The following is a 14,658-nucleotide window of genomic DNA, read 5'->3' as shown; positions in this document are numbered from 1 at the left end:
CTACATCGCCCCTAATGCCAATAAATATAATGCAATAAACAGCATCAATACATAATCACGTCGCTTCATCCGGTGTACTTCTATCGTAATACGGTCTTGAGAAGTGCTGGGTGTCATCTGTTCAGATAGCGTAAACAATTGATTAAAATCCAACCCTTTTGCATGCTGCCGTATAGTTTGCTTGCGTATTTCTGCATAATACAAAGTTAGCCATATACGTACCGCAAACCTTTCAGCATCCAATCCAATGCATCTTAGTGGTAACAAAAGTTGGTACAAGCCACCAATCAACATACTGCGACTTGTAGTAGCAAGTACAAGGCTCAGCCCTGTCAACATAATGACCATTTTCAACAGCTGAGTTAACCCTAGCAATAGGCCCTCATATGTAGGGCGCAACGGCAAACCCCAAAGTGGTATATATTCACCAGGTGTGGAAAAAGCATACATCAGCGCAAGTATCAATAGCAGCCACCGGATACGCACCATCATACTAACTAATGTTTTTGTATCAACCGTCAACGCAGCAGCTACCAATACCACGCTCATCCAAATGATCTGTTGCAAGTTCACAAAGGCTAGCGCCAATGTCAACATCAATAAACAAAACAGTTTTACCAAAACATGCATGCGGCATTATACCTAGCCAAGCATGGAATAGGGGCAAACAAAAAGCCGACATGACTGTCGGCTTTTATATAAGACTATCGCTTGCGCAGCGCTATTTAACCTATTTTTTCTAGCAACTCAGTGGCACGCTTGCGTTGACTTTCACCACCTTCTTTCAACACCTCTTCGAGTAGCTCTTTTGCGCCTATTTTATCTTCCATATCCAAATAAGCCATCACCAAATCCAATTTAGTTTCCACCTCTTCCGGTTCTCCGGCTGACATCATTGGTGACGCCGCACTACTGGTAGATAACTCATTTAAATCAAGATTGATATCGGTTAAGTCAAAGCTTGGCGCTTGCGCCATTCCCAAGTCATCTGGTTGTGCATCGTCGTTTGACTCGCCAAACTCAAGATTAAAGTCTTCAAGACCAGCTTCCTTCACTTCTACTTGTTCTGGCACATTTACCGCAGTTATCTCAATACTATCCTCACTACTTGCCTGCATCGAGAAATTGGGGAAGTCGATGGTGGGCACATCTAAGGACGCAGGCGTCTCTTTTACTTGGTCCGTATCTGCTGCTGAAAAATCTGATGCATCATCATCTAACGACATCGCACCTATTTCCGGCAAATCAGATAACGCGTCTGCATCACCTTTCACAGAGAACACTTGCTCAGCTGCCCCTGCGCTATCTTCTAAATTTAACGCATCCAAGTCATATGCAGACTCCTCTAGCGCGACAGGAACATCCGCTGGAAGCGCTTCTGCTGGCGTATCCATATCAAAGTCCAGTGCACCTAAATCCAGGTCAAATGGACTTTGTTCAGTGACATTGCTAATGGTCGTGTTGTCTTGATCTAGGTTGAGTGGATCTACCGAGAACGCATCTTCGGCAGCCTCTTGCGAGACTGCATCACTGTCGTAGCTGGCGAAGAAATCGTCTTTTGCACTGCTTGCAGAGGACTCAGGACTCTCTTGCTCGACTGCTTCCACTTTATACAATGGATTTTCCGGGTCCATCTTAATCCCGAGTTGTGCAACCTTTGCCCAAACAGGATCAGAGGCGCCTAATGTAGTGTACAACTCACCGGAAATTGTCTCAAATGCAGAGGTATTGCCGCTCGCTTGATAAATCTCTAAAAGTTTTAAGTGTAACTCGTGACGCTTAGGCTCTTTGACAATCGCATCTTTCAGAATTTCTTCCGCTTGTGCGTCACGGCCATACGCCATGTAGACTTCTGCTTCCGCAATTGGGTCTACATCATGCGCATCGATCATGCCGCCAGAAGTACTTTGTGAGAAATCTGTTAAAAATGAAGTGTCACCAGTATCTACGGTGCCACCAGCCGTATTACCAAATACGGTATTCGCTTTCAACCCACCTGAAGTCATGATGCCTTCTTCAAAGCTGGTTAAGTTCTTTTTACGTTTATTTCTGAGGTACAGCCATCCTGCACCCAACAATGCCAAACCACCGCCTGCAAGCCCTAACGTGGCGGTATCCACATTTTGCAAGATGCCATCTACCACACTTGGCGGCTCGGCAACAGGTGCTGGTGTAGGTGCAGCGGGTGCTTTGGCTTCCGCAGGTTTTGCAGCTTCTGGTTCTGCGGGCGGCGTATTCACTGTTGGATTTGTGACTGGGGGCGATGTATCTGCCTGCACAGGCGCTGCTTCTGCTGGCGTAGGTGCAGTCGCAGGAGTAGTCGCTTCCGGTTTAGGCTGATTGGCTGCATCACTCTGAATTTTAGCCATGGCATCATTTTTAAGCGCCATGAGCTTTTTCATGTCTTCAATTTGCTTCTCGAGATCTGCTGTTCTGCCATGCGCTTCTTTTAATGCATTTTCTTTCGCAGTCGCTTCTTCTTGCAATGCAATCACTTTGTCTTGCAATGCTTTATCGCCAGTACCATTTTTGGCAGCACTATCGCTGGCCGACAATTTCACCACATCACGTGGTCCGCTTGCCGGAGGAGTTGCTTTATCCTCAGCCGCCATCACCTTACCACTGCTCGATTGTGAAGGTGCTGTATCTTCTGTACCGGCGCTCTCAGCAACAATACCAGCTAATTTATTTTTATAAGCGTTCCAGTTGGCACTGTGTACGCGTACTTCTTTAGACGCTGATTTTTTACTGGTCGACTCTAATTGTTCTGCACTTGGCGCGCGAACAATTTGACCGACTTTCAAGCGGTTCATATTGTTACCGTCAAATGCTTTAGGATTGGCTTGATACAAACCTACCAGCATTTGCTCTAAGCTCACGCCTTCTGGCTTCATTTCTTGCGCAATTTTAACAAGCGTGTCACCACGTGCGGTGGTATATTCTTGTGTTTCAGTAGAAACAACTTCTTCTACGGGAGCTTGATTTGCCCGAACTTCTTCAGGCTTAGGTGACGCGCTAGACTTCTTTGGCTTGGCGACTCCGGATGGCGCAGCTTTTGCACCACCGCCCACAACTGTCTCAGTTGTGGTGGAAGCCGTGGCCTGTGTAGTAGCACCTGAGGAAGGCAGTTGTGTTGTGCTTGTTTGTGACTCGCTGTTATAACCAGGAGGGTCTAGCAGCAAGGTGTACTCTCTTAACAGACGACCGGATGACCAGTCCACCTGAATGAGCATATCTAAAAATGCATCGGTAATAGGTTGTACGCTATTGAGCTTAAGCACAGGTACACCACGTGTATTTTTAGTGACCTGTATTTTGATGTCGCTATGTGAGGCTGGTTTTTCAATGCCTTGATTGGCATACGCTTCTGTAGAAGCAATGGCTGCGCTTATCGTGGAGAGTTCTTCAGGTGTAACGGAAAGCAATTCGATATCGGCTTTTAACGGTTCACCCAATCCCGACATCACATTTAGCTTTCCCAAACCTGCCGCAAGTACGGTAGAAGGAAGAAATGCTAGACATAAGGCAAATGCTAAATTTTTTAATTTTGGACTCTGCACTATCCCACCCTTGTTTCACTTAATTTCTGCAAGAACAAAAATAACATCAAATAGTTAGAGATGCAAGCTCATAACGCACATTATGTTCGCTAGCTATGTATTTGTTTAATGTTATCTGTGTCATTTTAACAACGGATGACAGCTGTACAATGAAACTTACTGCGTCACTAAAATACGTAACATGCGTCTCAATGGCTCAGCCGCACCCCACAGCAATTGGTCCCCTACGGTAAAGGCAGAAAGGTAATCATTCCCCATGGCCAGTTTGCGCAAACGCCCCACAGGGGTTGTCAGTGTACCAGTCACCGCAGCAGGCGTGAGTTCACGCATGCTTACTTCACGTTCATTCGGCACTACTTTTGCCCATTCGTTCGCCTCAGATAGCATCTGATTAATTTCATCTAACGGCACATCTTTTCTTAACTTGATAGTCAAGGCTTGAGAGTGACAGCGCATGGCACCGATGCGCACACACAAGCCGTCAATCACGATAGGATTGGCTTCACGTCCAAGGATTTTATTGGTTTCCACGCCACCCTTCCACTCTTCTTTGCTTTGCCCATTACCCAAATCTTTATCGATCCAGGGAATCAAGCTACCCGCCAATGGCACACCGAAGTGTGGCGTTGGGTATGCATCTGAGCGAATAGTATCCGCGACCGTTTTATCGATCTCTAAGATTGCCGAGGCAGGATCAGCCAATAGTCCGCTGACAGAGTGATTGACGACGCCCATCTGTTTGATGAGTTCACGCATATTCTGGGCACCAGCACCAGAGGCAGCCTGATAGGTCATAGATGTAGCCCACTCCACTAAATCCGCTTTAAACAAGCCATTAAGCGCCATTAACATCAGCGAAACAGTACAGTTGCCGCCAATCCAGTTTTTACCACCAGCCTGTAGTGCATCTTTGATGACACCCATGTTGACTGGGTCAAGAATGATCACGGCATTTTTATCCATGCGCAAGGTGGAGGCCGCGTCAATCCAGTGGCCATCCCAACCAGCGTTGCGTAGTTGCGGGAAAATATCAGAGGTATAGTCGCCGCCTTGGCAAGAGACAATCACATCCATTGCAGTCAGTTCTGCAATATTTTTTGCATCTTTTAAGGCAGGAGAATCTTTGCCAACATTAGGCGCAGCCCCACCTGTTTGCGATGTGGTAAAGAATTGCGGCTCAATATCCGCAAAGTCATTTTCTTGCATCATGCGCTGCATGAGCACAGAACCCACCATACCGCGCCAGCCGACAAACCCTACTTTCAACATCTTGATATCCCCATCACTCTATTATCTTCACACCTTACTGCCGTGTGATTTTATCATTTACAATCAACCCGTTACAGCGCAGCTAGTACAGCAGCACCCATTTCACTGCAAGATACTTTTTTCGTACCCTCTGTATAAATATCGGCTGTTCGACAACCATCTGCCAATGCTTTTTTCACTGCATCTTCAATGCGTGTCGCATTTGCCTCATCGTTAAAGGTATAGCGCAACATCATTGCAGTAGACAAAATTGTTGCCAGTGGATTCGCAATATTCTTACCTGCAATATCTGGCGCTGAGCCATGGCTTGGCTCGTACATGCCCTTATTATTCGCATCTAGTGAAGCAGAAGGCAGCATACCGATTGAACCAGTCAACATGGAGGCTTCATCCGAGAGGATGTCACCAAAGATATTGCCAGTCACCATCACATCAAATTGTTTAGGCGCGCGCACCAACTGCATAGCAGCATTATCCACATACATATGGCTAAGCTCCACTTCAGGATACTCAGCAGACAACTCGATCATGACCTGACGCCATAGCTCGGTGGTTTCTAACACGTTGGCTTTGTCTACGGAACATACTTTCTTATTACGCTTCATCGCAATATCAAATGCCACACGGCCAATGCGCTTAATTTCAGACTCATTGTAGCGCATGGTATTAATCCCCTCGCGCTCACCATTTTCTAGCGTGCTGATGCCACGTGGTTGGCCAAAGTAAATATCCCCGGTTAATTCACGCACAATCATAATATCTAAGCCAGACACTACTTCTGGTTTGAGCGTAGAAGCCGATGCCAGTTCTGGATATAGTAAGGCCGGACGCAAATTTGCAAATAAATTCAACTCTTTACGAATACGCAGTAAGCCGCGCTCTGGGCGCAGGTGACGCTCTAGCTTGTCGTATTTCCAATCACCCACCGCACCCAACAGTACTGCATCAGCCTCTTTGGCGAGTTTTAGTGTTGCATCAGGCAATGGGTCACCTGCAGCTTCATACCCTGCGCCACCTATCGGTGCTTCGGTCAATTCCAACCCTAGGTTAAGGCCATTTAATACTTGCACTGCTTGCGCTACGATTTCCGGCCCGATACCATCACCAGGCAATACTGCGATTTTCATCCAAAATCCCTATTTCTAATGTGTTAATTAAACAGCCAAGGTTGTGTAGATTTGTGTTTCACTTCAAAGGTTTTAATCGCCTCCACATGCTGCAGCGTCAACCCGATATCATCTAAACCATTCAGCAAGTTATGCTTTCTCACCGCATCCACCTCAAAGCCATAGGATTGACCATCTGGCGTACTTACCGTCTGTTTTTCCAAGTCAACCGTGAGCTGATAGCCAACATTGCCCTCTACAGATTTAAACAGCTGATTAACAATGTCATCCGCTAAAACAATTGGCAACAAGCCATTTTTAAAGCAGTTGTTAAAGAAAATATCGGCGTAACTTGGCGCGATAATCGCACGAAAACCATAGTCTTCTAGTGCCCATGGCGCGTGTTCACGGCTAGACCCACAACCAAAATTCTCTCTTGTTAGCAAGATGCTAGCTCCCTGATAACGTGCTTGATTCAGTACAAAATCAGGATTTTTTGCACGCTTGCTGTTATCCATGCCCGGCTCGCCATGGTCAAGATAACGCCACTCATCAAAGGCATTCGGGCCAAAACCTGAGCGCTTGATCGATTTTAAAAATTGTTTGGGAATAATCGCGTCCGTATCCACATTGGCACGATCCAACGGCGCAACCAACCCATTTAATAATGTAAAAGGCTTCATTTAGTTATTAGGCGATTTCTGGATTTTTTCGCCAACCTTTTCCACGTCTTTACCTAAACCATGCCATGTATTGCAGCCAGTTAAAACGCATGCTGCAGCCAATACCATCAACGCCAATAATTTACTCATTTCCAGTTCCTATCATTTCAGACGATTCATTACTCAAATTAACTTTTAAAAATCTAATTTTCAAACAAGCTGCCTGACATCAACAAAATGTCCTGCCACCGCTGCAGCAGCCGCCATTTCAGGACTCACCAAATGCGTACGTCCACCTTGCCCTTGGCGACCTTCAAAATTGCGGTTAGAGGTAGACGCACAACGTTCACCCGGCTCTAGTCTGTCTGCATTCATGGCTAAGCACATGGAGCAACCTGGCTCGCGCCATTCAAATCCAGCCTCTTTAAAAATTTTGTCCAAGCCCTCTTGTTCGGCTTGCGCTTTGACCAAACCAGAGCCTGGTACCACTAGTGCCAACTTGACATTGTCAGCCACTTTTTTACCTTTGGCGACACTGGCAGCTGCACGCAGATCCTCAATACGCGAGTTGGTGCAGGAGCCAATAAATACCTTGTCTATTTGAATCTGCTCAATCGGCGTATTGGCTTTCAATCCCATGTAGGCGTAAGCACGCTCCCAATCAGCACGTTGTACATCATTCTTGGCCATATCCAAACTAGGCACTTTGCCATCCACACCCACCACCATCTCTGGTGATGTGCCCCACGTGACTTGGGGCTGAATATCTTCTGCCTTCAACGCCACTGTCGCGTCAAATTGCGCGCCTTCATCACTGTGTAAAGTGCGCCAATAGGCCACAGCAGCATCCCATTGCTCAGCTTTCGGTGAGAATGGGCGGCCTTTCACGTAGTTGATGGTGGTATCGTCTACTGCCACCATCCCAGCACGCGCGCCTGCTTCAATCGCCATATTACATAAGGTCATACGGCCTTCCATGCTTAAACCACGGATGGCCGATCCTGCAAACTCAATCGCATAGCCTGTACCGCCTGCGGTACCAATTTTGCCAATAATAGCTAACGCTACATCTTTCGCAGTCACACCATGGCCTAGCTGACCGTCTACCTTGACCAACATTGATTTGGAGCGCTTTTGCACCAAGCATTGCGTCGCCATCACGTGCTCTACTTCCGAGGTGCCAATACCATGGGCCAATGCACCAAATGCACCATGCGTGCTGGTATGCGAGTCACCACACACCACTGTCATGCCTGGCAAAGTAGCGCCTTGCTCAGGGCCAATGACATGCACAATGCCTTGACGCACATCGTCCATTTTAAATTCGGTGACACCGAACTCGCTGCAGTTAGCATCCAAGGTCTGTACCTGCAAACGAGAGATAGGGTCGGCGATGCCCGCTACACCCGTACTTCTATTGGTAGTTGGCACGTTATGATCAGGCACGGCTAGTACGGAATTAATCCGCCACAACTTACGGCCAGCCAATTTCAACCCCTCAAATGCTTGTGGGCTGGTGACCTCATGCACTAAATGGCGGTCGATATAGAGCAATGCGGTGCCATTTTCTTCTCGCACCACATGACTATCAAATAATTTATCGTACAAAGTCTTTACAGACATACTCTTAACCTATGATTAATCTCTAAAGTTACCAAACTGCAACGGAAAATCCGTCACATTCTTTTTACAAAAGGCAATCGCGTCTTGCAGCACATCACGTTTAGCGCCATTCACACGCACCGTATCACCTTGAATGCTGGCTTGCACTTTCATGCCTGAATCTTTAATCAATTTAGTCAAGCGCTTAGCCAAATCACTGTCAATCCCAGCGCGGATTTTCATCTCTTGCTTTACTTTATTACCAGACACTTTTTGCACGTCTTTATGCTCAAGGCGCTTGGTGCTATCCGGCTCTTTTTTTTCCATCGCCGGCAATAAAATATCTTTGACCTGATCTAACTGGAAATCGTTGTCGCCAAAAATCGTAATGATGCTGTCTTTTTCATTCAGCTCCACTTTGGCGGACGACCCTTTAAAGTCGTAACGATTGGTAATTTGTTTACCCGCAGTATCAATCGCGTTTTTTAACGCCACCATATCGACTTCAGAACTAATATCAAAACTAGGCATATTGTTTTTTCAACCTTTCAAGCGAAAGTAGTACTAGGCGCAACCGCGAAGACAGTACGAACAGTACGGCAAGTGATTGCAGCGACGTAATACTGAGCCACCATTACTCGAAGTGGCAAACGTAGTCTACTGTTTCTACTGTCTCTATATCGAACGAAGAATTACCCGCCACTGTGAATTTCTCACCAGCACTATAGGTTTTCCATTCTGTTTCGCCATTGAGGCGCACTTTACACACACCACTATTGATCTCCATCAATTCTGGTGTTGCAGTATTAAACGTCAGAACACTCGGGAATATGACACCAATCGTACTACGTGTGCCATTAGGGAACATCACGGTGTGGCTGACACACTTACCATCGAAATAGATGTTTGCTTTTTTCTTTACACTGACATTGTCAAACTGAGCCATGCTTATCTCCTAACACTTATATTTATATTTACTTTTTATTTCTTAAATTCGCAGCAATGCGCATTCTGAGCGCATTCAGCTTAATAAACCCACCCGCATCTTTTTGATCATAGGCACCTTTATCATCTTCAAACGTTGCAATGGTTGAATCAAATAATGAATTGGTTTTACTGTCGCGGCCCACCACAATCACATTGCCTTTATACAATTTGAGTCTTACCCAGCCATTGACGCTATGTTGCGTGTGGTCAATTAACGTTTGCAAAGTAACACGCTCCGGGCTCCACCAATACCCGTTATAAATCAAACTGGCGTAGCGTGGCATTAAGTCATCTTTTAAATGCGCCACTTCGCGGTCTAGTGTAATGCTTTCAATGGCACGATGTGCTTTAAGCATAATGGTACCACCCGGGGTTTCGTAGCAACCGCGTGACTTCATGCCCACATAACGGTTTTCCACCAAATCCAAACGACCAATGCCATGCTTACCGCCTAAGATATTCAAGTTCGCTAAAAGCTCATGGGCTTTCATGGCTTGGCCATTGAGCGACACGGGATCACCATTCACGTATTCAATATCCAGATACTCTGCTGCATCCGGTGCTTTTTCCGGCGACACCGTCCAACGCCACATCGACTCTTCAGCCTCAGCAGCTGGGTCTTCCAAATGGCGCCCTTCGTAAGAAATATGCAGTAAGTTGGCATCCATCGAATATGGGCTTCCACCTTGCTTATGTTTCATATCCACTGGGATGCCATGCTTTTCAGCATAAGCCATCAACTTTTCACGGCTGAGTAAATCCCACTCACGCCAAGGCGCGATAATTTTGATATTCGGGTTAAGCGCATAAGCGCCTAGCTCAAAACGTACTTGGTCATTACCCTTACCTGTTGCGCCATGAGAAATCGCATCCGCTTTGGTTTCAGCGGCAATTTCAATCAATCGTTTAGCAATCAATGGGCGGGCAATAGAAGTCCCGAGCAAATACTCGCCTTCATACACAGTGTTGGCACGGAACATCGGGAATACGAAATCACGTACAAACTCTTCACGCACGTCATCAATGTAAATCTCTTTGACGCCAGCCGCTTTGGCTTTGGCGCGCGCAGGCTCAAGCTCTTCGCCTTGGCCCAAGTCAGCGGTAAATGTGACCACTTCACATTGGTACTCATCTTGCAGCCACTTTAAGATCACAGAGGTATCTAAACCACCGGAATACGCCAACACGGCTTTTTTAATTTCGCTCATTTCTCTTTACCCAACTCTTCAATATTGAATTTAAACTTTACCCAACAACAAATATTCCATTAATGCTTTTTGCACGTGCAGTCTGTTCTCTGCCTCATCCCACACCACGGAGTGTTTGCCATCAATCACATCGGCTGCAACTTCTTCGCCACGGTGCGCAGGCAAACAATGCATAAATAACGCATTTTCTCCAGCCACACGCATCATGTCCGCATCCACCTGCCAATCCGCAAAGTCTTTGCGACGCTCTTCATTTTCCGCCTCAAAACCCATGCTTGTCCACACATCGGTTGTGACTAAATCCGCACCCTTCGCAGCCTGCATAGGGTCCGCAAACTCCTCAAAGTGATCAGTGCCGTAGAGGTTAGCGCGCTCCGGCTCTACCTCGTATTCTGGCGGCGTAGATACATGCACATTAAAATCGAGCACTTCTGCCGCTTGCAACCAAGTATTGCAGACATTATTAGAATCCCCTATCCACGCCACTGTTTTCCCTTGTATAGAGCCGCGATGCTCGATAAAGGTAAAAATATCGGCCAAAATCTGACATGGGTGATACTCATTGGTTAATCCATTAATCACCGGTACACGTGAGTTGGCCGCAAAGCGTTCAATGATGCTTTGCTCAAAAGTACGAATCATCACAATATCACTCATGCGTGATATCACTTGTGCTGCATCTTCTACTGGCTCGCCACGCCCCAACTGTGAGTCGCGCGTATTAAGATAAATCGCACTACCGCCCAACTGCTGCATTCCCGCCTCAAACGACAAGCGTGTGCGCGTGCTGGCTTTTTCAAAAATCATGACCAGCGTACGGTCTGATAACGGCCAATACTGCTGATAAGACTTGAACTGCTTTTTAATCCAAGCCGCGCGCTGAAAGATATATTCAATCTCATCCCGCGCCAAATCATTAAATTGTAGAAAATGTTTAATCGCCATAACCCATCTCTCTTACTTCAGCACTTACTTTATCTCAGGCTTTTCAGCCGAAAGTAGAAATGTCTTTACGATGGGAACCAGACGATTCACCAACTCTTGCGCCTCTTGCTTGCTCATAATTAACGATGGCAATAAGCGGATCACTTTTTCTGCCGTCACGTTAATCAATAGCTTCTGCTCCAGCGCCAGCTTAACCAGCTCACCACAGGGCACATCCAACTCAATACCCACCATCAGGCCTGCGTTGCGAACATTGACCACGTGCTTATTGCCTGCAAATGCTTCTGCAATTTGTGTATTTAAAAACGCACCAATTACTTCGGCATTTTCACGCAGCTTTTCTTCCGCAATGATATCGAGCGTGGCAATCCCAGCGGCAGTTGCCAATGGGTTACCGCCAAATGTAGAGCCATGCTTACCAGGTGTAAACGTATCCGCAGCTGCACCTTTAGCCAGACATGCACCAATTGGTACGCCAGAGCCTAGACCTTTGGCTAACGTCATCACATCCGGCATGATGCCTGTGTGCTGAAATGCAAACCATGTACCGGTACGACCGACACCGCTTTGCACTTCATCTAGCATCAACAACCAACCATTTTCATCACATACCTGACGTAAGCCTTGAAAATAGGCTTTAAGGTCAGCTGGGATATGCACACCACCCTCACCTTGCACCGGCTCGACCAAAATGGCCACCACGTTGTTTTTGCGTTTTGCCACTTGCTTCACGGCTTCCAAGTCATCAAATGGCACACGCACAAAACCACTGACCAAGGGCTCAAAACCAGCTTGTGTTTTACGATTACCAGTGGCTGATAACGTTGCCATGGTTCGACCATGGAAAGCGCGTTCCATCACAATAATTTCCGGATTTTCAATGCCTTTGTTGTGACCGTACAAACGCGCCAACTTAATGGCAGCCTCGTTCGCCTCACAGCCTGAGTTACAGAAAAACACTTTATCCATACCGGAGATTTCAGCCAACTTATCGGCCAAGCGTGCTTGTTCTGCAATTTGATAAATATTAGACACATGCACCAAGCGTGCAACTTGTGCTTGAATCGCGGCGACAAACTTGGGATGTGCGTGCCCCAACCCATTCACAGCGACGCCAGACAACCCATCTAAATAGGCATTACCTTGTTGATCGTACAACCAAACACCCACGCCTTTATCAAAGGAGACTGGCTGTCTACCGTAAGTGTTCATCAAATGTTCAGACATAACTCAAACCTAAAAAAGTGAATACTAAAAAAGCAAAACGGCGGCTAAGGCCGCCGTTATTGCCTTAACTATATTTAAAACCCTAACACGGCGCGGTGACTCAATCCATTTGCCATAAAAAACAGCATAGGAATGGACAGCATGACATTAGTTCGTGACGCCAGCATGGCAACACGTCGCGCCTTGGCCTTGGCCGCATCGTCGGCTGGCACCATACCAAGAATCTTTTGCTGATTGGGCCATATCAATACCCAAACATTAAATAACATAATTGTCCCTAACCAAGCGCCCAAGCCAATCGCCTCGAAGCCATTGCGTAATAAGAATGCATCTGTGAAATTAGCACCCAATAAGGCAGCGCCAGCCAGCCAAGTCACTACGGCAGCCCATCTAAACCACAACAACGCTCTAGGGGCCACATGCTTGCTAATCCCCGCCGCCGTACCATCTGCAGCAGCATCTTTTAACGCTGCCATTTGTACAAAATTAAAGTAATACAATAAGCCAATCCAAGTAATACCGGCTAAAAAGTGAATCCATCTTGCAATTGCGGGCATCCAATCCATGTTACACCCCCGCAACTAAAAAGTTTTTAAGAAAAAACACCAATACAACAGTTAACACCACACCTGAGATAATGGTACCTGCAACAGATTCCAACGGATTTTTCATGGCATGCTCCCTCTTGTGAAATTAGTTATTTTTATCAGCCTTGAGATTAGCGCAAATCTCAATTTTTAGCAAGAAAATTGACATGGAATACCCTGTTAACAGTAAGAATTAAAAAGGGTTTTTACCTTTTACCCGCACGTAAGTCACCACCAAAAAACCGATGCTATGGCTTGCACACGTTTGGACATTACATGCCGGCAATTCGATAAAAAACCTTTTCAATTCAATGAGATTCAGGCAAAATTGCACTCTTTTGTCGCATCAGCACACATTTAAGGTTTATGGTTTCGGTCACTTCTCTCCCTAAAGCATCTCATCAGGAAAAGTTTAGCCAGCTACCAATTCATTGGTATTTGAGTCCGGATATTTATCAATTAGAGGTCAACCATCTATTTGCGCAAGCGCCCAAATATATTGGCCATGCACGCATGATTCCCAATCCAGGTGATTACTACGCGCTAGACTGGATGGGCGAAGCGAAGGCGTTGGTTAATCAGGAAAATCGCATTCAACTGCTGAGCAATGTATGCCGTCACCGCCAAGCCATCATGCTGAATGGCCGTGGCAACACGCCAAATATTGTCTGCCTATTGCACCGCTGGACCTATGATTTATCAGGCAAACTCATGGGCGCGCCCCTATTCAAAGAAGACCCATGCCTGCATCTAGCGCAATCACGCTTGCAGGAATGGCAAGGTCTGCTATTTGACATCACGCAAAAGCCGCACAATATTGCTGAGGAGCTTGCCGCACTTGGTTGTAAGCAGGCATTTGATTTTACCAACTACCATTTTGACAAAGTCAGCATTGAGCATTACCAGTTCAACTGGAAAACATTCATTGAAACGTATCTAGAAGACTATCACGTTGGCCCATTCCATCCAGGCTTGAATCAGTTTGTGAACTGCAACGATTTAACTTGGGAATTTGGCCAGCACTATAGCGTGCAAACAGTAGGTTACAAGTCAAGTCCGGATGTACATGCCTCACCTGTTTACCGCCAATGGCAACAATCGGTTGAGCAGTACCATGGTCAGCAACGTCCATCATTTGGCGCTATCTGGTTTGTGTACTACCCTTACCTGATGATTGAGTGGTATCCCAATGTGCTGGTGGTTTCACATTTAATTCCTACCGGCGTTGAGAGCTGCACCAATGTAGTTGAGTTTTATTACCCAGAAGACATTGCTTTGTTTGAGCGCGAATTTGTGCAAGCACAGCAAGCCGCTTACGAGGAAACGGCTGTTGAAGACAAAGAAATTTGCCAACGTATGCACGATGGCCGCAAAGCACTTTATCTGCAAGGTATAGACGAGCGTGGCCCCTATCAACAACCACTAGAAGCCGGCTTGGAGCATTTCCATCGCTGGTACCGTGAACAACTCACTCCATTTCTACCCACAGATAGCGCCAGATAAGC

General features: G+C 46.4%; 14 protein-coding genes. 1 reads left to right on the top strand and 13 read right to left on the bottom strand.

All coding sequences use genetic code 11. The annotated features are described in order from the left end of the window. The 13 genes from FG11_RS03695 to FG11_RS03635 all read right to left on the bottom strand — a co-directional run bounded on the left by FG11_RS03695 (window position 1) and on the right by FG11_RS03635 (window position 13,132). Window positions 1-630: a CbiQ family ECF transporter T component gene (locus tag FG11_RS03695; RefSeq protein ID WP_025224081.1), complete on the bottom strand. Its 630-nt coding sequence runs from the start codon at window positions 628-630 to the stop codon at window positions 1-3. Between the two features lie 95 nt (window positions 631-725). After that, the gene (locus tag FG11_RS03690; protein ID WP_047533201.1) at window positions 726-3,560 is read right to left on the bottom strand and encodes a FimV/HubP family polar landmark protein; all 2,835 of its coding nucleotides are present in this window, start codon (window positions 3,558-3,560) and stop codon (window positions 726-728) included. 156 nt (window positions 3,561-3,716) lie between these two features. Next, complete coding sequence (asd, locus tag FG11_RS03685) at window positions 3,717-4,829, bottom strand: aspartate-semialdehyde dehydrogenase (RefSeq protein ID WP_020181723.1); 1,113 nt, start codon at window positions 4,827-4,829, stop codon at window positions 3,717-3,719. A 71-nt stretch (window positions 4,830-4,900) separates the two neighbouring features. After that, window positions 4,901-5,956 (bottom strand): 3-isopropylmalate dehydrogenase, encoded by a 1,056-nt coding sequence (gene leuB, locus FG11_RS03680; protein ID WP_047533198.1) that lies wholly within the window; start codon window positions 5,954-5,956, stop codon window positions 4,901-4,903. Window positions 5,957-5,979: 23 nt separating this feature from the next. Continuing rightward, entirely contained in the window at window positions 5,980-6,618 is a 639-nt protein-coding gene (leuD, locus tag FG11_RS03675; RefSeq protein ID WP_047533196.1) for a 3-isopropylmalate dehydratase small subunit, read from the bottom strand. Next, a complete protein-coding gene (locus FG11_RS03670) occupies window positions 6,619-6,747 on the bottom strand; it encodes an entericidin A/B family lipoprotein (RefSeq protein ID WP_047533194.1) in 129 nt (42 codons plus the stop codon). A gap of 60 nt (window positions 6,748-6,807) precedes the next feature. Next, the gene (leuC, locus tag FG11_RS03665; RefSeq protein ID WP_047533192.1) at window positions 6,808-8,220 is read right to left on the bottom strand and encodes a 3-isopropylmalate dehydratase large subunit; all 1,413 of its coding nucleotides are present in this window, start codon (window positions 8,218-8,220) and stop codon (window positions 6,808-6,810) included. A gap of 15 nt (window positions 8,221-8,235) precedes the next feature. Then, window positions 8,236-8,730: a YajQ family cyclic di-GMP-binding protein gene (locus FG11_RS03660; RefSeq protein WP_020181718.1), complete on the bottom strand. Its 495-nt coding sequence runs from the start codon at window positions 8,728-8,730 to the stop codon at window positions 8,236-8,238. 103 nt (window positions 8,731-8,833) lie between these two features. Further along, window positions 8,834-9,145, bottom strand: a complete 312-nt coding sequence (gene ppnP, locus FG11_RS03655) for a pyrimidine/purine nucleoside phosphorylase (RefSeq protein ID WP_047533190.1) — start codon at window positions 9,143-9,145, stop codon at window positions 8,834-8,836. A gap of 28 nt (window positions 9,146-9,173) precedes the next feature. Next, window positions 9,174-10,394, bottom strand: coding sequence for an argininosuccinate synthase (locus FG11_RS03650; RefSeq protein WP_020181716.1), 1,221 nt, complete (start codon window positions 10,392-10,394; stop codon window positions 9,174-9,176). A gap of 30 nt (window positions 10,395-10,424) precedes the next feature. Continuing rightward, window positions 10,425-11,339: an ornithine carbamoyltransferase gene (gene argF / locus FG11_RS03645; protein WP_020181715.1), complete on the bottom strand. Its 915-nt coding sequence runs from the start codon at window positions 11,337-11,339 to the stop codon at window positions 10,425-10,427. Between the two features lie 24 nt (window positions 11,340-11,363). Beyond that, window positions 11,364-12,566 carry an aspartate aminotransferase family protein gene (locus tag FG11_RS03640; protein ID WP_020181714.1) on the bottom strand — a complete coding sequence of 401 codons (1,203 nt, stop codon included), beginning with the start codon at window positions 12,564-12,566 and terminating at the stop codon, window positions 11,364-11,366. Between the two features lie 74 nt (window positions 12,567-12,640). Beyond that, complete coding sequence (locus FG11_RS03635) at window positions 12,641-13,132, bottom strand: urate hydroxylase PuuD (protein WP_025224074.1); 492 nt, start codon at window positions 13,130-13,132, stop codon at window positions 12,641-12,643. Window positions 13,133-13,519: 387 nt separating this feature from the next. Between FG11_RS03635 and FG11_RS03630 the strand changes: the two genes are divergently transcribed. Next, a complete protein-coding gene (locus FG11_RS03630) occupies window positions 13,520-14,656 on the top strand; it encodes an aromatic ring-hydroxylating oxygenase subunit alpha (RefSeq protein WP_047533188.1) in 1,137 nt (378 codons plus the stop codon). Window positions 14,657-14,658 lie beyond the last annotated feature (2 nt).

Origin of the sequence: Methylotenera sp. N17 (assembly GCF_000799155.1) — a bacterium.
GTDB lineage: Bacteria > Pseudomonadota > Gammaproteobacteria > Burkholderiales > Methylophilaceae > Methylophilus.
Note: the sequence above shows the minus strand (reverse complement) of the source record. Positions and strands in the feature narration are given on the sequence as shown.

Bases quoted from the DNA above. Each gene is read 5' to 3' on its own strand.
- FG11_RS03695 (WP_025224081.1), bottom strand. From the start codon at position 630: ATGCATGTTTTGGTAAAACTGTTTTGTTTATTGATGTTGACATTGGCG.
- asd (WP_020181723.1), bottom strand. From the start codon at position 4,829: ATGTTGAAAGTAGGGTTTGTCGGCTGGCGCGGTATGGTGGGTTCTGTG.
- leuB (WP_047533198.1), bottom strand. From the start codon at position 5,956: ATGAAAATCGCAGTATTGCCTGGTGATGGTATCGGGCCGGAAATCGTA.
- leuD (WP_047533196.1), bottom strand. From the start codon at position 6,618: ATGAAGCCTTTTACATTATTAAATGGGTTGGTTGCGCCGTTGGATCGT.
- FG11_RS03670 (WP_047533194.1), bottom strand. From the start codon at position 6,747: ATGAGTAAATTATTGGCGTTGATGGTATTGGCTGCAGCATGCGTTTTA.
- leuC (WP_047533192.1), bottom strand. From the start codon at position 8,220: ATGTCTGTAAAGACTTTGTACGATAAATTATTTGATAGTCATGTGGTG.
- FG11_RS03660 (WP_020181718.1), bottom strand. From the start codon at position 8,730: ATGCCTAGTTTTGATATTAGTTCTGAAGTCGATATGGTGGCGTTAAAA.
- ppnP (WP_047533190.1), bottom strand. From the start codon at position 9,145: ATGGCTCAGTTTGACAATGTCAGTGTAAAGAAAAAAGCAAACATCTAT.
- FG11_RS03650 (WP_020181716.1), bottom strand. From the start codon at position 10,394: ATGAGCGAAATTAAAAAAGCCGTGTTGGCGTATTCCGGTGGTTTAGAT.
- argF (WP_020181715.1), bottom strand. From the start codon at position 11,339: ATGGCGATTAAACATTTTCTACAATTTAATGATTTGGCGCGGGATGAG.
- FG11_RS03640 (WP_020181714.1), bottom strand. From the start codon at position 12,566: ATGTCTGAACATTTGATGAACACTTACGGTAGACAGCCAGTCTCCTTT.
- FG11_RS03635 (WP_025224074.1), bottom strand. From the start codon at position 13,132: ATGGATTGGATGCCCGCAATTGCAAGATGGATTCACTTTTTAGCCGGT.
- FG11_RS03630 (WP_047533188.1), top strand. From the start codon at position 13,520: ATGGTTTCGGTCACTTCTCTCCCTAAAGCATCTCATCAGGAAAAGTTT.